Annotated in this window: 17 protein-coding genes; 5 read left to right on the top strand and 12 right to left on the bottom strand. The window is 50.7% G+C overall.

Annotated features, from left to right (window positions below):
- From AAF564_03635 to AAF564_03580, 12 genes are all read right to left on the bottom strand, one after another.
- A partial coding sequence (locus AAF564_03635; protein ID MEM8484610.1) for a histidinol dehydrogenase occupies positions 1 to 373 on the bottom strand: 373 nt, incomplete at its 3' end.
- Between the two features lie 60 nt (positions 374 to 433).
- Positions 434 to 859 (bottom strand): DUF3276 family protein, encoded by a 426-nt coding sequence (locus tag AAF564_03630; GenBank protein MEM8484609.1) that lies wholly within the window; start codon positions 857 to 859, stop codon positions 434 to 436.
- A 235-nt stretch (positions 860 to 1,094) separates the two neighbouring features.
- Positions 1,095 to 1,919 carry a purine-nucleoside phosphorylase gene (locus AAF564_03625; protein MEM8484608.1) on the bottom strand — a complete coding sequence of 275 codons (825 nt, stop codon included), beginning with the start codon at positions 1,917 to 1,919 and terminating at the stop codon, positions 1,095 to 1,097.
- The gene (locus AAF564_03620) at positions 1,909 to 4,566 is read right to left on the bottom strand and encodes a SpoIIE family protein phosphatase (protein ID MEM8484607.1); all 2,658 of its coding nucleotides are present in this window, start codon (positions 4,564 to 4,566) and stop codon (positions 1,909 to 1,911) included. The genes AAF564_03625 and AAF564_03620 overlap by 11 nt, the downstream gene beginning before the upstream one ends.
- A gap of 2 nt (positions 4,567 to 4,568) precedes the next feature.
- Positions 4,569 to 5,723, bottom strand: coding sequence for an AI-2E family transporter (locus AAF564_03615; protein ID MEM8484606.1), 1,155 nt, complete (start codon positions 5,721 to 5,723; stop codon positions 4,569 to 4,571).
- Between the two features lie 125 nt (positions 5,724 to 5,848).
- Complete coding sequence (locus tag AAF564_03610; GenBank protein ID MEM8484605.1) at positions 5,849 to 6,598, bottom strand: RecX family transcriptional regulator; 750 nt, start codon at positions 6,596 to 6,598, stop codon at positions 5,849 to 5,851.
- Positions 6,576 to 7,484: a DUF4249 family protein gene (locus tag AAF564_03605; GenBank protein MEM8484604.1), complete on the bottom strand. Its 909-nt coding sequence runs from the start codon at positions 7,482 to 7,484 to the stop codon at positions 6,576 to 6,578. Before AAF564_03605 ends, AAF564_03610 begins: the two co-directional genes overlap by 23 nt.
- 54 nt (positions 7,485 to 7,538) lie before the next feature.
- Positions 7,539 to 10,199: a TonB-dependent receptor gene (locus AAF564_03600; protein MEM8484603.1), complete on the bottom strand. Its 2,661-nt coding sequence runs from the start codon at positions 10,197 to 10,199 to the stop codon at positions 7,539 to 7,541.
- Between the two features lie 213 nt (positions 10,200 to 10,412).
- Positions 10,413 to 11,573, bottom strand: coding sequence for a FecR domain-containing protein (locus tag AAF564_03595; GenBank protein ID MEM8484602.1), 1,161 nt, complete (start codon positions 11,571 to 11,573; stop codon positions 10,413 to 10,415).
- Between the two features lie 179 nt (positions 11,574 to 11,752).
- The gene (locus AAF564_03590; GenBank protein ID MEM8484601.1) at positions 11,753 to 11,914 is read right to left on the bottom strand and encodes a hypothetical protein; all 162 of its coding nucleotides are present in this window, start codon (positions 11,912 to 11,914) and stop codon (positions 11,753 to 11,755) included.
- A 43-nt stretch (positions 11,915 to 11,957) separates the two neighbouring features.
- Positions 11,958 to 12,107: a hypothetical protein gene (locus AAF564_03585; GenBank protein ID MEM8484600.1), complete on the bottom strand. Its 150-nt coding sequence runs from the start codon at positions 12,105 to 12,107 to the stop codon at positions 11,958 to 11,960.
- Positions 12,108 to 12,244: 137 nt separating this feature from the next.
- Positions 12,245 to 12,508: a hypothetical protein gene (locus AAF564_03580; protein ID MEM8484599.1), complete on the bottom strand. Its 264-nt coding sequence runs from the start codon at positions 12,506 to 12,508 to the stop codon at positions 12,245 to 12,247.
- Between the two features lie 740 nt (positions 12,509 to 13,248).
- Between AAF564_03580 and AAF564_03575 the strand changes: the two genes are divergently transcribed.
- The 5 genes from AAF564_03575 (at position 13,249) to AAF564_03555 (ending at position 23,406) form a co-directional block, all read left to right on the top strand.
- Positions 13,249 to 16,548, top strand: a complete 3,300-nt coding sequence (locus AAF564_03575; protein ID MEM8484598.1) for an ATP-binding protein — start codon at positions 13,249 to 13,251, stop codon at positions 16,546 to 16,548.
- 207 nt (positions 16,549 to 16,755) lie between these two features.
- Positions 16,756 to 17,547: a lysophospholipid acyltransferase family protein gene (locus AAF564_03570; protein MEM8484597.1), complete on the top strand. Its 792-nt coding sequence runs from the start codon at positions 16,756 to 16,758 to the stop codon at positions 17,545 to 17,547.
- Positions 17,540 to 19,162: a trypsin-like peptidase domain-containing protein gene (locus AAF564_03565; GenBank protein MEM8484596.1), complete on the top strand. Its 1,623-nt coding sequence runs from the start codon at positions 17,540 to 17,542 to the stop codon at positions 19,160 to 19,162. The genes AAF564_03570 and AAF564_03565 overlap by 8 nt, the downstream gene beginning before the upstream one ends.
- Positions 19,159 to 20,346, top strand: a complete 1,188-nt coding sequence (gene aroC / locus AAF564_03560) for a chorismate synthase (protein MEM8484595.1) — start codon at positions 19,159 to 19,161, stop codon at positions 20,344 to 20,346. The genes AAF564_03565 and aroC overlap by 4 nt, the downstream gene beginning before the upstream one ends.
- Positions 20,347 to 20,748: 402 nt before the next feature.
- Positions 20,749 to 23,406 carry a valine--tRNA ligase gene (locus tag AAF564_03555; GenBank protein MEM8484594.1) on the top strand — a complete coding sequence of 886 codons (2,658 nt, stop codon included), beginning with the start codon at positions 20,749 to 20,751 and terminating at the stop codon, positions 23,404 to 23,406.
- The last annotated feature ends 18 nt before the right edge of the window (positions 23,407 to 23,424 follow it).

The following is a 23,424-nucleotide window of genomic DNA, read 5'->3' as shown; positions in this document are numbered from 1 at the left end:
CATTCATCAGCAGGCTCGACGGATAAAAGGCTTTACCGCCAGGCACATACACGCCGGCTTTTTCTATGGCAACCACCCGCTGGCCGAGGACAACACCGTTGCCATCGTCCATAAACCAGCTGTCCTGCTTTTGTCGCTCGTGAAACTGGCGAATATTCGCTGCCGCTTCCGATATGATGTCTTTGAGGTTGTTCGGGAATTGCTCGTACGCCTCCCTGAGCACCGCTGGAGGGACCTTCAGGGTAATGGATGGGGCGTTATCAAACTGTTGCGCGTATGCGCGAAGGGCGTCGTCACCCTGGGTACGAACTGTTTTGATGATAGACCGTACGGCGCGATCGACCTCGGGGTCGAAAGAGGCCTGACGACTCATTATTGAACGTAAGCGTGTGTTACGTTCAGCATAAGCAACTATTGGGATCAAGTGATCAGACTAGTATTCGTCCTGTGGATAATCATCCTCAGGAAAATCGTTTTCAACAGGTGGTGGTAGCGTGAGTTCTGGCAGTCCTCTAAATTCGTAGTCTGGCAGACACTCATCTTTGATATGAATCAATACCTCATGCATCGCAGAAACAAACTTGCCAAAATCCTCCTTGTAAAGGAAAATTTTGTGCTTTTCGTAGCGTGACTCGTCGATGCGTTTGCTTTCTGTGATGGTCAGAAAGTAATCCTCTCCAGAGCGCGTGGTTTTGACATCAAAGAAATAGGTTCTTTTGCCGGCAGGAACGCGCTTGGAGTAAACCTCATCACGATACCGTCCTGAATTACGAGAACGATTTTGGTCCCTGTAATCTCCGTCTTTGTCGTACTCACGATCGCCATACGAGCGGTGTGAACTATCCCGATCGTAACTCATCGATTACCTCTCCTCGCCCTTGAACACCAGGCTTTGGTTAAACAGCCGTAAATTGATAAGAATACAATCCACCCAACCCTTAAATCGGGCAAACTTTACATCCTAATATGCAAATGAATATAAGAAAATACAATGCATTCAGCTACATTAGGTAGTATTCACATCGTTTAATCTAGCTATACAATAGAGATTTGTAGGCTGATTATCAATTTTTGGCTAGAATCGGCCGCCACTTCTAGGTCTGTTTCAGGATAACACGAACCAGTTTTTCGAGTGTCGCTCGTATCTGTTGGCCTACGGCTAGTACATCTTCGTGGCGCAACGGCTCGGGGCTCATGCCCGCTGCGGGGTTTGTTATGGTAGAGATGCCCAATACCTTCATGCCGAGATAATTGGCTTGCAGTGTTTCCGGTACAGTGCTCATCCCAACTGCATCCGCGCCCAGTTGGCGATAGGCATGTATTTCGGCCTTGGTTTCATACGACGGACCCTTGGTCCAGAGGTAGACGCCTTTTTGTGCGGCAATTCCTGCAGCTAAAGCAGCAGCTTCTGCACGCTCAAGCCAATCGGGGTCGTAGGCATTACAAAGGTCAACAAACCGCTGGCCACCGTCGACGTTTGGGCCTGCAAGCGGATGTTCGAAGGCAAAGTTGATGTGGTCCCTGATGAACATCAAGGTACCCGGGCCCATGTCTTTGTTGATCCCCCCGGCCGCATTTGTCAGCAATAGCTTGCTGGCGCCGAGGGCATGGACGAGTCTGATTGGAAACGCTGAGGCGCGCGCCGGATATCCCTCATAAACATGGACGCGGCCCTGTATGGCGACAACCTGCCGGCCTTCCAGTTTGCCAATGACAAGCCGGCCTTTGTGCCCGGGTGCGGTTGATACCGGGTACCCCGGGATTTCGCCAGTTGGGATTATAACAGCGTCTTCGATGGCATCTGCCAGTCCGCCAAGCCCCGAGCCCAGCACGAGCGCGATTTCAGGTGGTTGAAAATTGTAAGCCGAGAGGGCTTGCTGTGCGTCTTGTACGTCAGCGCCAAGTGGATTATGCGTCATGTTCTAGCCAGGATTGGCTTTCTGTAGCTAAAGGAGTTGCCTGTTTGACCTGGTGCGGTGTAGCAATGCGGAGCACAACCATGGTCATGTCATCTGCGCGCCCGGCACTTTTTACAAAAGCCTGAATGTGCTCTGATACTTCCTGCATGACGTGTCGCGCACTCTGGTCCGGGTTGGTTGCTGCAATTTTATCCGATAGCCGATCTACCCCAAATTGTTCCATGCTGGGGTTGACCGCTTCGGTCACACCGTCTGTGTAAAACACCAGTAAGTCGCCAATGTTGAGTTGCAAAACTTCGTCTTCGATGGTCTCCGCAAAGGTGGATTTTGGAGTGAGCCCAATGGCGATGCCTTGTGGCTTGATCAGGGTTGGACCTTCGCGTTTTTTCGAAAGGTACAGCATGGGATCGTGGCCGGCGCGTGCAAAAGTGAACGTTTGATTGGAAATGTCCAGGATGCCATAAATCAGAGAGATAAAGGTACCGCGCGGCGCATTGTTGCAGAAGAGTGTGTTGACCCGGGTGAGTACTTCTGCTGGCGAGTCTTCTGCCTGGCAGGTTGCGTGCAGGAAGCCTTTGGTGAGCGTCATGAAGAAGCCGGCCTGAATGCCTTTGCCGCTTACGTCACCAATTACCACGGCCGTACGGTGGGCGTCAAGTTGAATAAAGTCGAAGTAATCTCCACCTACTTCCTGCGCTGGCAGACACATGGCTGCAATTTGTATTCCTTTGATGTTGGGCATACGCCGCGGCAACAGGGAAGATTGTACCTGTCGGGCAATTTCGAGCTCACCCTGCAGCCGTTCCTGCAACGCCAGCTCCTGCAGGTACGTAGGAATCAGGTTGTTGGTATTTTCTGCTTCTTTTCCGCTCTTGAGGCCAACAAAGCCTAGTATGAAAAAGATTGGAAAGAGGGCGAACAGGGCAATCACCTCCCAGTTGGCGCCGGCGGCTTCAATCATCCAGATGGGGATGGTCTCCCAGAGAATACTGAACAGTACAAATCCGCCAAAGCTGCTAAAGTAATCGAACCGGAACAGGGTGATGGCGATAGCGGCACCGAGCCCGCCGGAAATTAAATACTGGTATCCAAATGGCCCGATACTGACCGGGCCAATTTGCATGAGCATGGCAATCAGCGTGATCAAGCCAATGATAAAGCCTTTACTGGCTCGCCGGCTATAAACGGTGGCGCCGAGGCTGAGCAAGATCATACACGTCAAAATCCCCGTCAACCCATTGACTGTTACGATGCCAAGGAATGGAGAGAAAGTTTGGGTACCACCAATGGTTTCCGTCAGGTCGTCAAACCGGATGCCTGGCAAATACAAAATCAGGGTTGTGGCGCCAAGAAGTATGGCTGCAATACCAAGGCTTCTTATAAGCGAGCGCCCCATGGGCACGTTGAAGAAGCGGACGTTGCGGGCAAGCGTAAGCGTCTCGAGCCTTTTGGGCCAGATGGCACGCGCGATTGAATCGGTTGCGCAAGAGATGATAAATACAGCAAAAGCACCGATACTACCCATGATTAGCGTTACGCCGAGGCCAGATAATAACCCGGCCCAAAACGAAGAGCTGTCGAGAAAAATACGCCAACCCATAGCGTTTCCGGCTGCGAGGAAGGCAAAAACGCCACCCCATGTAGCATCTTGCAGAGCACCTTTTACGTCAATGAGGCGTGCATTGAGTCTGCGCAAAAAGAGGATGAATATAAAAATGACGATCAGCGCCGTGACAACGATGGTGATGATACCCGGTATTTGATTACCCTGGCCAAAACTGATTTGAGGCCCCGGTGGTGGTGGCCGGCTTTCGTTTTGCGTAGGATTGTATCTAGTAAAAAGTCTCTCCAGGCCACCGCCATTGTTGACATCAACTTCTGCTGTCAACGGGACAGCATTGCTCGGGTCGATACCGCTGAAGAATACCCGTACAGTATTGTTATCTGGTCCGTCAGGCCGGCTAACACTGTCAACTGCTAACTGATAGTTTCGGAGCAGCGTTTTTTGCAGATAAAATCGGGAGAAGGTTTCCGCGTCTCTGCTGTTGAATACAAATAAGCTAGGTACCGAATCTCCTCTCGGCGAGACGGTCATTCTGCTGCGCGTACTCCAGAATCGTGCAGCAAGATCAGCTGTGCTCAGGCTATCACGAAAGGTTGCTGAACTCGCCTGATGTACCTCAGCTTGCAACAGTACCTCGCGAACAGGGGCGGGCACTTCGGGGGTGCGGGCATCAAATTTCCAAATATCTCCAGATTGCGTGAGGTTTAAGGTAATGCGGGAGGATGCCTCATTGTCATCATCATCAATGTATGTACCCGCCGCCTCCCAACCGTATGCAGGAAGGCTACCAACGCTGGGGGAAAGTAGCGACGTGCGCAGTGGAGGTGCGTCTTTGGTTTGAAGAGAGTCGAGCAATCGCTCGTTTCGGATAGGGAATACTTCCCATTGTAGTCGCGATACATCGTAGCCCCGGTTGTACGCAAATCCCTGGGCACGGTCGAGAATTTCTTCCTCGGATAATGGATAAGCCGGGACGGCATCAGGATGTACCCGGGGTATGAGCAGCAGAAATACAGCAAGGCCGACTACCCCGAGGGATAGCAATATGCGGTCGGCACGTGAGAAAACTGCACTACGGGGCATAATCAGGCTACATGCAATATTCTGTAGTTACGCAAGCTCCACAATACTTGCTCAATCGTAACCAATACGGTGGTTGTTAACGGGATGGCAATGAGCATACCTACGATGCCAGCCAACTGGGCGCCTATAAGCACGACAAACAGAATCACCAGGGGGTGGGTTTGCGCTGCTTTGGAAAAAATAAATGGTTGAATCAGAATATTGTCAACCATTTGTGTGAGTCCCATTGCAATTAGCAGGCCCGGAATGAGGGAAAAGTCTCCCGTCTGGGCGATGGCAACCAGGGAGCCGGCTATAAGCCCCATGAACGGCCCAAAATACGGAATTGAATTGGCCACGCCCGTGAATATGCCAACAACTAATGCATAATTCAAATCTGTGAAAGACAGCAGAATAGAGGCCACAATGGCAACGTAGGTGCACTGGAGTAGCAGGCCGCGCAAATATCGGCCAAGATTGGTTTCTATTTTTGCAGCAATGGAAAGGGTAACCTCAAAATATCGATTGGGCACAAGTTGCAGAATGCCCCTGCTCATTTTGGTTGCATCCCGCAAGAAAAAGAACGCAACAAAAGGGATTACAAGAATGGCGTAAAAAATGTCGGTGAATACATCAAAAAGGGATTCTACCAACTGGGTAAACTGCTGCTCCTGGAACAAGGTAGAAGACACCCTGCGTACGCCTTCAATAACAGTCCCTTCACCGATTGCTGGAATACGCTGGCGCAACTGAGATTCGATCGAAACGGCCCATGCGTCGACTTTTTCTTCGGTTATTTGTTGGGTAACATCGCTGATCTGGCTGCCAAAAAAGGGAATAAGTGATGTGACGAGCACGCTCATTACACCAAAAACCAGGATAAAGGAAAGCAAAATAGCTGGCACACGGCTAACACCAAATCCCTGGATTCGATCTACAACAGGCCGGAGCAAGTACGCGATGATCAGGCCGGCCATGAGGTAAAGGACCAGACGTGAGAAATACCACAAAAGCGCGCCGGCTGCAAGGAGAAAGATGACGGCAATAACAAATTTAACAACCCGGTCGACGGTGAACGCATTGCGTACCGGCGTAGCAGATTGTTTGGCCTGGGCAGCGTCTGTGGGCTCCACGTACTCGTACCGCTCGTAAGATTTTGGTCCGGGCTCGATTTGCATAGGTTGTTTACTGAATTGCGCGCTTTCCGGGATTGATAACGGGGCGTTCGCAAATGGTTACATACTTCGTGGATGGGTGAAAATCGAACGATTGCCTTCCACTTGTGATCCCGATGTGCGGTGCACTATGTATCCGCTGCATCCAGATTCAACTTTTCGATAACTTCCCGTGCTACTTCTGAAGTATGCCCACGACGCACCAGAAAATCAAATAATTTCCGCCGTTTTTTATAGAGGTCCTTTTCATTTCTGAGCCGGCGCAATCGCTTCTCAGCTTCAACCTGTGCGCGTGCGACAACGTCATTGGCAGGTAGCAACGCCTCGAGCGCTTGCTCTATGAGCGCTGGTGCTATGCCGAGTCGGCGCAATTCTGTGCGAATCCGCTGGGGCCCATATCCTTTGTACTGAAACCTGTTTTGGGTATACCGGCTTGCAAACTGCTCATCATCCAGGTACGATAGCTCATACAAACGCTTTACAACCTGGTCGATTATTTCTTCTTCAAAAGCTTTGCCTCTTAGCTTGGTACGTACCTCGTGCTCGGTTCTCGCACGGTGACCTAGGTACATAATGGCGGCTTCTTTGGCCCGCAGCAAAGCATCAGCTTCGACAAGCATGTTTATTTGTGCTGCATCAAGAGACATTCCGCTGTGCAGCGCGTGTTGCAGGAGGACATCCTGGTGTAATCCGAACGCAAATTTATCATTGATAAAAATCGAAATGCGTTTGGCATTTTTCTTTTGCATTTCGATGCCGGTGATTTGTCCGGGCGACAGGTTTCGGGCTGGAGGCGGGGTATTCTCGGCGTCCTCCGGGCTTTTGGCTTTGTACTTGCGTTTGTATCCAGACTTTTTATTGCGCCGTTGCCACGCCATCCTTCACCTCAAATACTATTGCGTCCAGCGAAATGCCGGCCAGGATGCCAATGCCGCCAGCGATATTGGACACGGGTTCACGTCGTTCCGGTGCATTTCGGCTTGCTGCAAAATCAGCGTAAGCTTTGGTGCCGCGAGTAAGCTGTACGGTAAGCAGGTGTGCTGGCGCCGGCGCGAGGCTGTCCGGCACCGGGATGGCATAGACGCCTGACCAGCTAAACCGGGTAGAGCCTGTAGTGCGCAGCGAATCTTCCACCTGTACATCTTCCGTGAGTAGGAAAACGTCGAGCACGGTGGACGAAAAATCAGATTGTGGCTTTAGGCGGGCTTCTATCCAGTAGGTAGTGTCTGTTGCCGGCATTTCGTTTTGCCAGCTTACGGAAACATCAATAGGGTAGATAAAACCCATGCGTGCACCCACTTCCTGATCTTCAAGTCGAAGTGAATCCAGGAGTACCGCAGAAACTGGTGATTCCGGGATGCGAATAAATACATCTTCAATAGCAATCGGCGGTGGAACGATGTCTGTTGTGGTTGCGCGTTGTGATTGCCAGTTGACTTCAGCGGAAAAGCGGGCATGCGGAGGGACTACCTCAAAAACGGAAGTTGCCGGCTCGTAGGTGCCCGGTGAGGAGGCTGAAGGTCGGTATGGGACGGGCGTATTGTTGATGATCAGAGACAGGCTGGCGTCTGATACCGCTTCGTTGATGCTTGTGCCGGCGCTGGCAGCCGTCAGCGGCTGCACGCGCGTGATGGAGACATTGGGCAGCGGTTTGCCCGCGTCAAGGAAGCCTTCAACAACAAGCAGGTTCTCCGCTGTTGGTTCTATGCTGTCACATCCCGTTAGAACGCACAGGATGAAAAGGAAATAGAGGCCGTGACGCATTTTTAACTTACGGTATACGGGCGTGTGGGGCTGTTGTATACGTGCATGAAGCAATCAAAGCTCCATTTCAAGCTCAAACAAAGGCAGAATGGGGAGTCCTTTGCGGTTCTGAATTTTCACGGTTTCACCTGTTGGGTCATAAAACCTGTCAATTACGTTCCGCTTGTTTGTGAAATTGTACAGGTGGAATTTGGTATGCCACTTTGCACCGAGCATATCGAACCTGTAGCCTACACTCATGTCAAACCGGATGTACGCCGGCAGCCGGCCATTATTGATTTGTGGGCGATATAAATACTGGGTAGGCTCATCTTCTCCGGGGCCCGACAAATCGTATTGCGCAACGGGTACTGTAATCGGATATCCACTTCGAATGGTTGTTGAAAGCGTAAGGTGCCAATCTGTGTACTGACGGATAATCGCGCTTTTTACTGCACGTGGGACGTCAAACCGGGTTGGTCTGAACGAAGATTCGTTTAGCGTTGGTGCTTTGCTTTTTGAACGCCCCCCTGTGTAACTCAGCAACCAGCGCCAGTGCCCCCGTTCAATGATGCCGGTGAACTCCATGCCATAAGCGCGCGCAAGGCCAGGGGTGTACTGTGCAAGCAGGCTGGCTACTTCAATGCCTGGCCCATCGATGCCATCTTTGGTTTGGAATTCGTCTCGCGGGAGTAAAATGTTTTCCGAATCGCGCCAGTATACTTCGCTGGCCAGCTTGAGCCAGGGCAAAATCTGACTTTCAGCTTCGAGAGACGTTTGTACACTGGTGGAAGGTTTGATGTTGTCGCTGGTAGGGATCCAGCGGCTGGAGACCAGGTCGTACATGAACGAGTAGCGGTCGCGCAATTGCTGCATATACTGCACTTGTCTCCCTATGGCCCCTTTTAAGATGAGGTACCGTGGGTTTACAATGTATTGGACATTGAGTCGCGGGCTCAGGAACGTATACTGACCGCCGCTAAAGTAGCTTAAGCGAAGGCCTGGTTGAATGAGCCATTTGTTATTGGGCTGCCAATTGTCCTGAATGTAGGTTGCCACTTCGAACGCCGTCAGGTCGCTCGTCTGATCCTGGTATTTTGTAGAGCTTTCCGAGCGTTGAAGCGTCGATATCAGCGAACTATTGAAGGTGTGGCCAATGACCTGGTAGCCGCCCTGCATGTGGTGACGAGAGGACAGGAAAAAGTCAATGTCTGTACGTACACCAATGTCTTTTACGCGGACATGGTACCTGGATTGGACGAGTGAACTACTGGTTGGGCGTACGAGCTCGCTTTCCGTTGCGTTATAGCTTGTTCTGTAGGCAGTAGTTGTAAACAGGAGCCGATCTGTATGCACGTATTGATGTTGCATGCTATAAAGCCGGTTGCCCCAGTTGTGTTCAACTTCAAAAAACAGGTCTGCCGGCCGAAGCCAGGAGGAGAAGTCGAGCGATAAATCAAAAGGCAGCCGTAAATCCAGTTCGTCTCCCCCTGAATAGAAGGTGAAAGAGAGTTTATGCTGGCGATTGGGGCGAAAGCTTAATTTGGAGGTGATATCCGAAAAATGATAGCCGGTGCGCAGCGTATCTCGCCGGCCTGAGGCATCTTGCACTGGGTGTTCTGTTCCAATGACTTTATCCAGGTATGACCTTCGGCCGGAGATCATGAAGGAAGTCCGCTTGGTAAGCGGGCTTTCGATCATAAAACGGCCACTCAATAGGCTGAAACTTGCGATGGTTTTAGGATTTGCGCGGTTACCATCTTTGAGTCGTGCATCCAGCACGGAAGCCAGTCGTCCCCCATGTTGTGCAGGGAAAGAGCCGCGATAGAGTTTGATGCGATCAAACGAATCGGTCTGGAAGGTGGAGACAAGGTTAAATGCATGCCAGGGGTGGTAAATGGGTGCACCGTCCAGCAAATAGAGGTTTTGGTCTGCAAGGCCGCCTCGTATAAGGAGATCGTTATTGAATACGCCGGCTTTATGTACGCCAGGCGTCCATTGCAAGGTCTGGAAAAGGTCTTTTTCGCCACCAAAGCTCGGGACGTTGTCCAGGTCTTGGATATTCAGCGCAACAAGCCCCGGTACAGCAGCAAGGTCTGCCTCTTCATCGCCCTGGGCCTCAACCAGTACTGTTGTGGCTTCAAGGGCTATAGGTTGCAAATAAATGGTGAATGGTTGCGTTTTGGGGTATAGGCGTGACTTCGCCGTTTTGTAGCCTATGTAGGATACGTGGGCATAATACACGGTATCCTGCTTTTGAGAGAAAGAAAACTGTCCACTTCGGTCTGAAGTCGTGCCGCGTCGGATATCAGGGATATAAATGTGTGCCCCGGGTAATGCCACACCGGTTACGGCATCCAGAATTCTACCTTGAATCAGGGGAGGCAAATAGGCATCGGGAGCATTGATTGCACCAGAGGCTGGGCGTAATGGTGCAAGCAAGTATTGACGTGCATGCAAGCGCTTGGCAAAGATATTACTCTCTTTTAAGAGGCAGTCTAATGCCGCGTCCGTGTCTGTGCCGGCATAGGTGCACGTGGTGTTGTGCCGGGAGACCAGGCGGACGGCGTAAATGAAGTCAACGCCAGTCTGAGAGCCGAGTGTTGTGAGGGCCTGTGTGAGCGGTACCTTCTCAAAATCCAGGTCAATAGTCTGCGCGTTCGAGATCCGTGGACTCGAAAAAAGAACAAAAAGCGCGAGCGCCCATAAGTTGAAATTGTGTAAGAAATGCTTCACGTGCAGCAGATGAGCAGTGATTCAGCATAAAATACAACTGGCCGACCCAAGGGTTCAATGCTTGCGTGGGAGATCCCTTAATCTTCGATGAACCTTAGTATTCCGACCAGTGTGCGAGATTATGACGCGGTAACCCTTCAGGATGTTACAATGCGTGTTATTTGTGCCCTGGGCCAGACAAAATCGACTTGATGAGGGGCTAGGATTTGCGTACTAAGGTCTAAGTAGAAACGTGTTTCCCCCACTTGTCTCAACGCGCGCACCGAGGGTGGCGGCGAGGTTGTCGAGGATTTCGTCCACGGAGAGGGTGTCGGGGTCGTAGGTGGCTACCCATTGTTCATCCAGGAGTTGCGAATCGATGTCGACGGTGACGTTATAGTGAGCGCTCAGGTGGGCAGCTACTTCATCCAGTGGCGTGTCATGGAAGACGAGCAGGCCTGTCCAGCTTAGCATGTCGGTAAGGTCGACGATGGATTCCGGGTTACTTGGTGCGCTTCTTCGTGGTACGCGTGTCATTTGTCCGGGGGCCAGCAAGATGTTCTCTCCCCGCCGTTTGCGCGAGGATACAGCCACCTGGCCGGCTGTAAGGATAACTCTTGTTAGCGACCGGTCCGCTTCAATGCTGAACCGCGTGCCGGTAGCTTCTGTCAACGCCGTGGATGTTTGAACAACAAACGGGGCTGTTTTAGGGGCAATGTCAAAAAAAGCGCGACCTTTCAGCTCAATTTCGCGGTTCTGGCTGAAAGCCTCCTGGTGTTTGGTATAAGAAATCTTGGATTTTCCAAAAAGCCGCACCGTAGAACCGTCGGTTAATTCTATAACTTTGAATTCTCCTGGCGAAGTTCTGACAATTTCCAGGTTTTGACTCCGCCACATCAGAATGCTTGCAGTTACCACCAGGGCCAATACGGTAAACACCGACGCAATGCGCGTAAGGGCAGGACTGCGGCGTTTTGGCTTTGTCGTAGCTCGATCTGGCGCGAAAGATAAGGCGGGTCTTACATCTGACGCGTTTGCGAGGTCATCCCAAACACTCAGGAAATCTGAACGTGCGTTTTTGATGTCGTCTATAACATCGGAAAGTCCGGGATGCACGCGCAGTGCATTGTCCAGATCTTTTTTTGCCGAGGATAGTGCGCGCTGCTCATCTTCTGTCAGCAATGCTGCATCTTCCTGGGCCAAAGCCTGCAGTACAAGTAAATTTCTGTCTGGCAGCTGGGTGCCAATGCTTGCACGCACTTTTTGCTGCAATCCGCGCCACCGTTTAAAAGAACGGCTCAGGTTCGGGTCTTTTTCTATTTCAGCAAAAAGCGCATTTTGTTTTTCGAGGGAAAGGTCATCGAAAAAAATTATCGCTTCTAAAACGTCGTTCATTGTCGACTAGTATAGCGTTGTATCAAGAGACAGAAATTTGTAGTTGGGCTTCTTTGGGCATGTAAGCACTGATTAAGCCGCACAACCAGCAGAAAAAGTAACATGCCGCAGGGCCTGAAAATAAAAAACCCAGGCAGCAATGTGCTGCCCGGGTCTCAATGCAGGCTGGAAAATGATGCTTACAGGTTGCGTCCGTTGGAGCATTCGTTTTCGCAGTCGTTTTGTGTCTGCGGTGCTTCTGGGCCGGCTAGTTCAGCTGCGTTGCAGCCAAAGAGCATGGTAGAGCCGGCGAAGAGTGTGATGACGAAGAGAGATTTGGCAAAATTTGCAACACGTTTCATAAGGAATACCTCAGGAAGAATGAGTCGTTTTGAGAATTAGGAATTACAGGTTGCGTCCGTTGGAGCATTCGTTTTCGCAGTCATTTTGTGTCTGCGGTGCTTCTGGGCCTGCCAGTTCAGCTGCGTTGCAGCCAAAGAGCATAGTGGAGCCAGCGAAGAATGCGAGAATGACGAGGTTTTTGATCGTTTTCATAGGATTGTTGGTTTTGTTGGTTGTTTGGATCGATTGAAAAAATGGCGTACACGCACGCATGGCATGGGCCTGTCAATAGCAGACACACGTTGGGAAAATTTGGGAAATTGCAGCGCTGGATCTATAGCGCGCGCAGACTACAGGTTATGCTTGTCGAGAGGTTTGTCCGACGTGAATTGCTTTACCTGTCTTGGCTTGCTCTGGAGCTTTTCTTTATGCGCAACAGCATCGAAGCCATCTTGCTTGTCCAGATTGGGGGTGTTGTAAGACCTGGGCTCAGGATCGGAAGTGTGTATAGCGCCAGGTGACGTTGAGCTTGTGCCGGCAAATGAAGCCTGTGGCACAGCCCAAAAGGTTAGGGCCAAAAACAGGGCTACTGGTATAAGCTGGGAGCGTTTCATATCGCTTGCTATTGGTTGTCAGATTTTTTTACAGGTGGTGCCTGCCGGGTAACGGAGATACCGTCTGTGCCGGCAAGGCATAGTTTGCAGTCAGCCCAGGATGGGGCAAGGACTCACTGTACAGCGCATTTTGTGGGTCAATCTGACAGAGCGAAATCGAGATTTCGGAAGAGAGAATTGAGCTTGGGGATATGTTGAAATGCACTGCTTGTATGATAAAGTCTATCTTGTAAAGCTATTTCTATAAGCTCGTTGGGCTGGTTGAAGACTCGGGAAAAGCTGCTTTAGATTAGACGATGTTAAAAAAATAAAGCCCACTGCGTTACAACAAATTCACATTGAAATTGTTTTGTGCTATATTAATCAATACCTACTGTAGTTGATGAAGCGGCTAAAAGCTGCAAAAGTGATTCCAAAGCGCGTCTTGTTTCAGAATTTCCTTAGTAAATAATTCGTTACAGATGGTCTCGGTATGACTTAAACATAAGTGGCTTGTTAAATCAGTTAATCTTTCCGATTCGTGCGTCCAAGTTCACTTAGGGTAAAATGGTGCCGGACTTGTTTCGCTTAAGAAAGTGAAACCTAACTATCTACATGGTGTAATTGGGGAAACTTTGCAGTTTTCTACGTTCTGCCCCTATCGCCCCGTCTACGGTGCTTTCGTTCATCCATAACTGGATGCCCCCACGTTAACGGCTATTCTCCTGCTTCCCACAGGTGTTTGTATTTGTCGGGTTTTCATGCGGTATGCATTGTTACATAGTTTGTTGCTTGTACTTGCGCTTTGTAGTGTCGAAGTATCTGCGCAGTCAATTCAGGCGCACGAGTACGCTGGTCAGGCGTACGGGTTGGCACTCTATGATCAGGAGTCACTGCCCAATATGGGCCAAAACTGGTCGATTACCCAAGACGATCGTGGCCTTATATATGTCGCAAACAGCAACGGCGTTTTAGAATATGACGCTGATACCTGGCGTATCATTCATGTGCCAGATTCTGCCACCGTCTTTTCTGTTGGCAAAAGCCTCAATGGCACCGTACACGCCGGCGCCAGAGATGAATTTGGATTTTTGGCGCCAGATTCAACAGGAACACTCGAATATCGCTCGTTATTGCCGTTTCTGTCCGAAAGCGATACACTCCGATTCGGTGAGATCTGGAACACCGACGCAACCACCGCAGGCGTATTTTATCAATCCAATTCGCATCTCTTTCGTTGGGATGGTAGCGAGATTACAACATGGCGCTCTGCGGAGCGCATGCACACGTCCTTTGTTGTTAACGATACCTTTTACGTGAAGCGGGATGGCATCGGCATTATGGCCATCGATGGTGATGCAATGACATTATTGCCTGGTACGGAGCGTTTTGCCAATCATCGGGTTGTGTTCATGGGAGCGGACGCTACAAACGCAGTACGCATCTATGTACAGAAAGGCCTTGAAGGCCCCCTTGAAGCTTATCGTTATAATTCGGAAGGGCTAACCGCATTGACACTCGACTCCCATCTTGACAACGATGTAGACGTCTACACCTTTTACCATGGGAGCATATTACCTGCTGGGTATTTTGCCTTATCTACGCTCTATCACGGCGTATTTGTTTTAGATCAAGATGGCAGTCTGGTAGAGACTCTTGATGCTGACAGGGGAGTAGGGGAAGATGTAAACGCAACGTTTGTGGATGCGCATGGTGGACTATGGTTGGCGCACAACGTTACGGGGCTTTCTTATATGGCTTCTCCTGCGGGGTTGTCTTCGTACGGTATCATGGAAGGCTTGAAAGGTGCAGTCAACGATGTACGCCGGCACAAGGGCCGGCTCTATGTGGCAACCAACGACGGACTTTTTACCCTGGAAGACCGTATCGGAAAAGCGGAATCAGAAAAAGATTTTCCTCATTTCAAGCGGATAAAAATATCAGACATATCCAATGGTATTTTTTGGGGACTTAGTTCAGAGGAGGACGCCTTGTACGTCGCTTCTGAATATGGTGTTATTCGGGTAACGGAAGATCGTGATGGAGAACACTTTGCTGAGAATATAGCTTTTGAAGTGTCGCACAAGCCCGGGGTATTACTCAAATCCCAATTCCACGACGCGCGCATGTATGTAGGGCTCGATATGGGATGGGGTGTCATGTCCATGAAGGGGCCGACGTATACTGCCAAAAAGTATGATGAAATTGGGCGTAAAATATCGTCAATGTATGAGTCGGCTGATGGCTCGCTTTGGATAGGTACAACCGAGCCGGCAGAACTCTGGCACGTCACCTTTGATTCGGCGGGTGAAGTAAGCAAGACCATGCAGGTTGCTAGCGGCCGGGCGATGGGCGTTTCAAGTATGTATGTCGAAGATATCGGTGGCACGTTAGGTGTGATTGCCCTGCCCAAAGGAATTTTTCGTGCTGCAAAGAACGAATTGCCAGAAGGGTTTGAACTTGTGCTTGATGAAGCGTTTCAGGCGTTCTTTGCCGCAGGAGTCACCGCAAACAATCCGGTTGTTGACTTTGTGAGTGATGCCGATTCCGGTTACTGGGTATTGTATCGGGATAGATTAGAGCACATCCAGTCTTATCAGGATTCTGCAGCCATCGAAGTGTTTTCTGAAGATGCGATGCTGCCTGATTGGGGCAAAGTAAAGCATCTGTATGCAGAGCCTAATGGACCTGTCTGGTTCAGCAGTACGCGGGTGCGCCCCCTGTTTAAATTCGAGCCTGACGTGCGTCCGAATCCCTTACTGAACAATACCGTTGACCCGCTGGTCCGGCACATTTCGATCCTTTCGGAAGATGCACTGTATGGCGGGGCTTTTTCCAGTACGGTTGCGAACGCAAAGTTTCAGGAAGGTAAACACCTGGCGTTGGATTTGTCGCACCGAGACAATGATTTCCGGTTTGATTTTACCCTGCCAATGTATAGTAAACGCGACCAGGTAGAATTTCGACACAAACTTGAAGGACATAGCAGTGGCTGGTCTGCATGGACGAAAGAGCGATTTGCCGATTACCGCAATATCTCGCCTGGCCGTGTTACCTTTGAACTGGAGTCTCGCGTCTCTGGCATGCCAATGGGACAGAAGGCTGCCATTCCGATTACGGTAAAGGCGCCCTGGTTCTGGAGTTGGTGGACCAAGTCTCTTTATGTGCTTTTTCTCGGGTTTAGTTTGCTGCAATTTGTGCGTTTTCAGCGTGCAAAAAAAGAGCTGATTTTGCTCAACATTGAACGTGAACTGAATGCGCGTCTACAATTGGCAAACACACAACTCCGAACAGCAAACTCGAGCTTGGAGCAGGCCAACCAGATGAAGGACGAGTTTTTGGCTAATGCATCGCATGAATTGCGTACGCCGCTTACTGCCATTCTGGGCTTCACTTCCGTTCTTAAGGAAGAAGTGCCACAGGAAAACCTGGAGTTTCTTGGTCTGATAGACGAAAACGGAAAACGGCTCCTGAAAACGATCAATTCATTGCTTGATCTCGCAAAACTGCGCGCCGGCATGTTTGAACTGAGTTTTGAGCGGTTTGAGATCGGAGAGAAAACGGAAGAAGTGGTTGACCTCCTCAACCAGCTTGCAAAAAATCGTAACCTCACCCTCACCGTTAATACGCCACCTGAGCGGATCATGGTGCGGTTGGATGAAGATTGTTACGAGCGGATTCTGTATAACCTGGTTGGCAACGCGATTAAGTTTACCCACGAAGGTGGCGTACGCATTGAAATAGAGAAAGACGTGGACCAGGTGCACGTCCATGTTGTAGATACAGGAGTTGGCATCGACCCCGACTTTATCCCGCAGTTGTTTGAAGAATTTAAACAAGAGCCCAACAATGATGTGCGGGTGGAAGGCAGCGGACTGGGGCTCACCATTACTGCCAAGCTTGTAGAATTGCTTCATGGCAGAATCAAGGTAGACAGTAAAAAGGGTATCGGCAGTACGTTTACAGTTTCATTCCAGATTGATGAAGTGACACTGCCGGCAGCGCCTGATGATAAAACGAGCGATCGCAGGGCACAGGATCCACATCCGGCTATACAATAGCAGGGATTAATGATTGCAAGACCGACACCCGTGTCTTAGATTCGACCGCAGCAAAGGGAAGCTTTATCCACCACAACTGCAGGGCGTGCCGGATGAAGGCTCACCTAAAGCCTCACCATCCTGACCGATAAGAGAAAGGGACAGGTCCTATTGTTTTGCATGACGGACCCATGCACGTACCTAGCCAGCAACTAGCGAGACAGACTGATGCGTCGGATTTGGCGAATGATTCGCTTTTTTAACACCATGATTACCCAGGCAATACGATTGCGCCTGGCAGAGCGGCGCGTGGAATCGGAAGAATTGCCCCTTTTTAAAGCAAACTGGCAGCGCAAGGCAACAGCCAAACTATGTCACCTGCTGGGCGTAGAGGTGCACCTTGTCGGCGAAATTCCTACAAAAGGCGCTATGTTGGCGGTAAGTAACCACCTTGGTTTACTCGACCCCTTTCTGTTATCTTCTCAAATGCCGGTTGCGTTTGCAGCAAAAGCTGAAATTGGCAATTGGCCTGTTATCGGATGGGTTTGTAAACTGGTCGGTGTGATCTTTGTGAAGCGTGAGAGACGGATGCAGACTGGCAAATTTGTAGAGCAAGTACAGCACCGGATCAGGGAAGGCATCAGGGTATTGGTCTTTCCGGAAGGAACGACCAGCGACGGTATGGGAATTCTACCGTTTAAAACGGGGGCATTTGCTGCTGTAGCTAATATGGAGGGTGGCGCAATTTTGCCTTTCTACATGCGGGGTATCACGGCAGATGGTGAGCCGGCATCTGGCGACTATCTAACCGGCTTCACATGGACCAACGGTCAGCCGCTGTTTTTGCATGCATGGGACATCCTGTCGCTGAAAAAAATCATATTTGAAATTCACGTAGGGGAACCAATTGACACAACCAATCGTGATCGAAAAGAACTGGCCCGGCTTTCCTATGATGCAGTTACCGCGCTGAGCCGCCTCTCCGCAACGGTCGATACCAACGTCGATAATAATGCCTGAAACATCAAACACACCACAAAAGCCGCAACGCATATCGTTGCTTACCGGCATTGGGTTGGTCCTCGCAGGATTGCTCGCGGGTATTCTTATCATGCTCTTTGTGATCAATGGGCAAATGGAAGACGGTTCACGCCGGCCCATTGTTGAACGCGTAGAATTGGGCAACAGATCGGAGGCGCCACACTATCGCCCTGCGGATTCTCTTGCCAATGAAGAAGATCAGCTTAGCGGCCTTACCTCACTCAGTGAGAGTTTTCAATTTGTTGCAAGCAACGTTACGCCGGCTGTGGTTTATATCCGCGTTGAAATGGCTGACAGCGGTTCTGAGCGCGGCTGGTTGCCCCGATTCGGACAACCACGTCAGAGCGTTGGTAGTGGGGTCATCATTAGCGAAACAGGGTATATCGTCACCAACAATCACGTGGTTGAAGGTGCTGATGAAGTTACCGTCACGCTGGATGACAAACGACAGTACGCAGCCACCGTTGTCGGTACAGATCCATCTACAGACCTTGCGGTATTAAAAGCAAAGACCAACGATACCCTGCCTTCTGCTATTTTTGGGAATTCGGATAACGTGTCGGTTGGCGAATGGGTCATTGCTGTTGGCAACCCTTTTCGGCTTACCTCTACGGTTACGGCCGGCATTGTAAGCGCGTTGGGCCGGCAGGTCAATATTATTGAAGACGCTTTTGGGATAGAAGATTTTATTCAGACTGATGCTGCGATTAACCCTGGTAACTCGGGCGGCGCACTCGTAAATGTTTATGGCGAATTGATTGGTATCAACACAGCCATTGCTACCGAGTCTGGATCTTATGAAGGCTATGGTTTTGCGGTGCCCGTGAATCTCGTGGAGCGGGTTGTGGAAGATTTAATTGCGTACGGTGAAGTACAGCGTGGTTACCTCGGCGTAACTATTTCTCCCATTGATGCAGCATCAGCGCGGAGATTTGGTCTGGATCGTATTACAGGTGTTCAATTGAGTGTAGTGGATCCGTTGAGCGCGGCAGCCAAAGCCGGCCTTGAAGTGGATGATGTTGTGTTGTCGATAGAAGGGCGAGAAGTGAGCGAGCCCAATGAGCTCCAGCGTGTAGTTGCCATTCACCGTCCGGGTGATCGACTCAAAGTTGAAGTGTGGCGAAATAATGCGATGCGTGTATTTCACGTTGAACTTTTTGGCAAAGAAGACGCCTCATACCGGGCCTGGACGGCCGCCCTTGATCAGCAGGCGGAAGACCGAGATCGCCGCCGCGCCGTCCCTGAAATCGAGCCTGAAAGCTTCGGTGCTGATACGGCTTTCGAGATAGAGGAGTGGGGCATAGGTATCAAACAACTCACAGACCAGGTGCGCACCCAGTATGACGTACCGCATGGTGTTTACATTGCATTTGTAAGGCGGGGAGGAGAAGGAGCGAAGGCGCGCTTGCCCAGGGATGTTGTGTTATTGGAAGTTAACGGAGAAACGGTATACTCTCTCGAAAGCGCGTTGACCCTGTTTGAAACAGTAGGTGAGCAGGGTGAACCGGTTCTCTTTCGTGTGAAGCATAAAGACGGTAGAATTGCTTTTTATGAAGCAGAGCCGCTGTCGTTAAAGGAAGGCACTCCAGAATGATTCGTTATTTGACCGCAGGGGAATCGCACGGCGAAGCCCTGATTGGTATTGTAGAAGGTATGCCCGCCGGCGTACCGCTTGTCGCAGAGGATATCAACACGCATTTGGCCCGACGCTGGCTGGGCTTTGGCCGCGGAGGACGCGCAAAATTTGAGCGCGATAAAGTTCATTTCTATTCGGGTGTCCGCTTTTCCAAAACCATGGGCGGCCCGATCGCGATGCAACTCGATAACGCGGCTTTCAAACGCGACAAATCGGGCTGGCCTGAAGTGATGGCCCTCGATGGAGACGGCGCCGGCATTGAGCGCGTAACCCTTCCGCGTCCAGGTCATGCAGATCTTGTTGGTACGCAGAAATACGCGTTCGACGATATTCGTCCGGTGATCGACCGCTCCAGTGCACGCGAAACAGCAATGCGCGTGGCCTGCTGTGCTATACCGCGTCAATTCCTCAAACAATTTGGTATTGAAATTGGTAGTCACGTTGTGCGGATTGGCGAAGTAGGGTACACAGATGCTGAAGCGTGGCGAGAGAAAGTTGAGTCTCTGATTGTTGGAGGCGCAGAGCAACTCAACCATGTTGCAGATGAAAGCGAAGTGCGGATGCTCGACGATGACCTCTCTGCAGCATGCATTGAACACATCAAGGCTGTCAAAAAGCAGGGCGATTCATTGGGGGGGCAATACGAAGTTGTCGTAACCGGCGTACCCCCGGGACTGGGATCGTACGTGCAGTGGGATCGCAAGCTCGACGGGTTGCTTGCACAGGCAATCCTGTCAATTCAGGCACAGAAAGCCGTAGAAGTGGGTGATGGAGTGCGCAATGCCGCGACTGTGGGGTCGAAGGTACACGACGAAATCATTCGTGAAAATGGCACGTATAGCCGGCGCACCAACCACGCCGGTGGCATCGAAGGCGGTATGTCCAACGGCATGCCGATTGTGGTACGCGGATTTATGAAACCCATCCCAACCCTGATCAAACCGCTTGGTACCGTTGATATCGAATCAGGCGACGTCCAGCCTACCCGCTACGAACGCAGCGATGTAACCAGCGTGCCGGCAGCATCAACTGTAGCCGAAGCCACTGTTGCATTCACCATCGCAAATGCTTTTCTGGAAAAGTTTGGTGGCGACAGCTTCGAGGAGATCAAGCGCCGCTACGCAGCCGAAGTTGCAGGGTGATTTAGGTTTAAGGTTTAAGGTTGCTGGTTTAAGGTTGTCGGAAGTCATCGCTTCAAGAACCTTCAACCCCTCAGTCTGATAATCTGGTGGTGACAGGATTGGGTTGGCCGTTAAACGTTACCAGTTAATTAGTGGTCGAAATTTAGCTGTACTCATCACTTCAAGAACCTTCAACCTTCAGCATTTAACCCCTCAGCCTGATAACCTGGTGATGACAGGATTGGGTTGGCCGTTAAACGTTACCAGTTAATTAGTGGTCGAAAGTTAGCTGCGTTCATCACATCAAGAACCTTCAACCAGCAACCTTCAACATTTAACCCCTCAGCGCAAAGCGCTGAGGAACCCCCCCTATGCATTCGGGGTTTTCCCCAATTCCTTTTTAACCTGCAAAACTGGACCGTCATGGCCGGCAAACACACGCCTTATGACCCGAAGACCATCGAAGACCGGTGGTATCCGTATTGGGAAGAAAATGGTTTCTTTCATGCTACACGCGACGAAAGCAAGAAGCCGCATGTGATCGTGATGCCGCCGCCGAACGTGACGGGGCGCTTGCACATGGGCCATGCGCTGCAGGATACGGTACAGGATGCGTTGACGCGGATGCGACGGATGCAGGGATACGCCGCCTTATGGATGCCTGGTAAAGACCATGCTGGCATTGCAACACAAAATGTTGTTGAGCGGACGCTCAAGAAAAACGAAGGTAAAAATCGCCACGACCTTGGCCGCGAGAAGTTTGTCGAGCGGGTATGGGATTGGGTTGAAGAATACGGCGGCATTATATTCGAGCAGAAGCGCCGGCTAGGTGATTCGTGTGACTGGGATCGTGAGCGCTTCACGATGGATGCCGAGTACGTTACGGCTGTGCAGGAAATTTTTGTTCGCCTGTATGAAGACGGGCTTATCTACCGCGGCGAATACCTGATCAACTGGTGTCCGGTTGATATGACGGCCCTTTCTGATGAGGAAGTAAACAATGTTGAGCGAGATGGCCATCTGTGGTACATCAAATACCCGCTTGCTGATGGAAACGGGCACATCGAAATAGCCACAACGCGTCCGGAAACGATGCTTGGAGACTCAGCCATCGCCGTACACCCGGATGATGCCCGCTATACGGACCTGATTGGCAAAAAAGCGATCTTGCCGCTGGTTGGTCGTGAAATTCCTATCATTGCAGACGAATACGTCAAAAGCGATTTTGGCGCCGGCGCACTCACGGTTACACCCGCGCACGACAAAAACGACTTTGAAATTGGGCAAAAGCACAGCCTTGAAATCATCAATGTGATGAACACCGATGCCACCATTAATGCAAATGGTGGGGTGTACGAAGGTATGGACCGGTTTGAGGCCCGCAAGAAAATGGTAGCGGATCTCGAAGAAGCCGGCCTGCTGGTTAAAATCGAATCGTATAAAAGTACGGTGCCTATTTCAAGTCGCTCCAAAGCCATTATTGAACCGCTGATTTCTCGTCAGTGGTTTGTTAAGATGGAGCCCCTTGCTGGCCCGGCACTCGAAGCGGTACGGAGTGGCAAAGTCAAATTTCACCCCAAACGCTGGGAAAATGAATACTACCGCTGGCTCGAAAACATCCGCGACTGGTGTATCAGCCGGCAGTTGTGGTGGGGGCATCGTATACCGGTATGGTACCACACCAATGACGCCGGCGAAGCCGATGAAAGCCGGCCGTTTGTCGTATCTGTCGAGCAGCCCGAGCCGGGCATGATTCAGGACGAAGACGTACTTGATACGTGGTTCTCTTCATGGTTGTGGCCGTTTGCTACGCTGGGATGGCCAGACGAAGACGAAACGTCAACCAAAGACCAGGACTTTTTCTACCCGGGTAATGTGCTTGTTTCAGGATATGATATCCTGTTTTTCTGGATTGCCCGCATGATTATGGCCGGCCTGTACGTGAAAAAAGATATCCCGTACCAGGACATCTTTATCACTGGCATGATCAAGGATAAACAGGGCCGATGGATGTCCAAAAGCCTCGGCAATGGAATCGATCCGCTTGAAATGTGTGAGCAGTATGGGGCAGACGCTGTTCGCTTTTCGCTCACTGTTTTGTGCGCGCAAGGGCAGGATATTAAGCTCGATCCGACCAAGTTTGAGATGGGGCGCAACTTTGCCAATAAAATCTGGAACGCGTTCAACGTGTTTGGCCAGTTTATGGAAGAGGGCAAAGACTACCGCCGGCAGCGTTCCTTCGACGAGCTTGAGCTGGTTGAACAGTGGATGTTAACCCGGTTGAATGAAACCATCGCAACGGTAAATGAAGATGTGTCGCGTTATCGTCTCAATGAAGCGCTTACGCATATTTACACCCTCTTCTGGGGAGATTACTGCGATTGGTATCTCGAGCTTATCAAGCCGCCTTATGGCGAGCAGATGGCCGAAGATAAAATCGCACTGGCAGTAGAACTGTTTGAGAAAATGATTCTGTTGTTGCACCCGTTCATGCCGTTTATCACGGAAGAGCTGTGGTGGAAACTTCGCCCGCGCGAAGCCGGGACTTCCTGCATGATGCAGGCCTGGCCCGAAGAAAACACCGCTGAGCAGAACAAAGACGCCGGCACGACGCTTTCGCTCATGCAAGAGCTCATTTCGGGCATCCGCAACGTAAAAAGTGAATATGGCGTTTCTCCCGGGAAAGATATATCAGCCATCCTGAATATGCCGGAAGATGCCAATGGACTTGCGGATATCATGGAAGCGAACAAACGTTATTTTGCAAAACTTGCCCGCGTACAGGAGTTGACTGTTGGCGCGAACCAGGCAAAGCCCAAAGCCAGCGCCTCTGTTGTTGTCGGTAAACACGAAATCTTCATTCCGCTAGCCGGCATGATCGATCTGAGTGTAGAACGTGAGCGGCTGGAGAAAGCTATCGCCCAGACAGAGAAATATCTGACGGGCTTGCAGCGCAAATTGCAAAACGAGCAGTTTGTCTCCAAGGCGCCACCCCAGGTGGTGGAAGGAGAGCGCGAAAAGGCTAAAAATGCTTCAGAAGAACTGGAGCGGCTTCGTGCTAACCTGGATGAATTGGCTTAGGAAATACCCACTCCCGTG

It is taken from the genome of Bacteroidota bacterium, assembly GCA_039111535.1.
Taxonomy (GTDB): domain Bacteria; phylum Bacteroidota; class Rhodothermia; order Rhodothermales; family JAHQVL01; genus JBCCIM01.
The sequence above is the reverse complement of the archived record's forward strand: the minus strand, read 5'-3'. Positions and strand labels throughout refer to the sequence as shown.

Bases quoted from the DNA above. Each gene is read 5' to 3' on its own strand.
- AAF564_03630 (MEM8484609.1), bottom strand. From the start codon at position 859: ATGAGTTACGATCGGGATAGTTCACACCGCTCGTATGGCGATCGTGAG.
- AAF564_03625 (MEM8484608.1), bottom strand. From the start codon at position 1,919: ATGACGCATAATCCACTTGGCGCTGACGTACAAGACGCACAGCAAGCC.
- AAF564_03620 (MEM8484607.1), bottom strand. From the start codon at position 4,566: ATGCCCCGTAGTGCAGTTTTCTCACGTGCCGACCGCATATTGCTATCC.
- AAF564_03615 (MEM8484606.1), bottom strand. From the start codon at position 5,723: ATGCAAATCGAGCCCGGACCAAAATCTTACGAGCGGTACGAGTACGTG.
- AAF564_03610 (MEM8484605.1), bottom strand. From the start codon at position 6,598: ATGGCGTGGCAACGGCGCAATAAAAAGTCTGGATACAAACGCAAGTAC.
- AAF564_03605 (MEM8484604.1), bottom strand. From the start codon at position 7,484: ATGCGTCACGGCCTCTATTTCCTTTTCATCCTGTGCGTTCTAACGGGA.
- AAF564_03595 (MEM8484602.1), bottom strand. From the start codon at position 11,573: ATGAACGACGTTTTAGAAGCGATAATTTTTTTCGATGACCTTTCCCTC.
- AAF564_03590 (MEM8484601.1), bottom strand. From the start codon at position 11,914: ATGAAACGTGTTGCAAATTTTGCCAAATCTCTCTTCGTCATCACACTC.
- AAF564_03585 (MEM8484600.1), bottom strand. From the start codon at position 12,107: ATGAAAACGATCAAAAACCTCGTCATTCTCGCATTCTTCGCTGGCTCC.
- AAF564_03580 (MEM8484599.1), bottom strand. From the start codon at position 12,508: ATGAAACGCTCCCAGCTTATACCAGTAGCCCTGTTTTTGGCCCTAACC.
- AAF564_03575 (MEM8484598.1), top strand. From the start codon at position 13,249: ATGCGGTATGCATTGTTACATAGTTTGTTGCTTGTACTTGCGCTTTGT.
- AAF564_03570 (MEM8484597.1), top strand. From the start codon at position 16,756: ATGCGTCGGATTTGGCGAATGATTCGCTTTTTTAACACCATGATTACC.
- AAF564_03565 (MEM8484596.1), top strand. From the start codon at position 17,540: ATGCCTGAAACATCAAACACACCACAAAAGCCGCAACGCATATCGTTG.
- aroC (MEM8484595.1), top strand. From the start codon at position 19,159: ATGATTCGTTATTTGACCGCAGGGGAATCGCACGGCGAAGCCCTGATT.
- AAF564_03555 (MEM8484594.1), top strand. From the start codon at position 20,749: ATGGCCGGCAAACACACGCCTTATGACCCGAAGACCATCGAAGACCGG.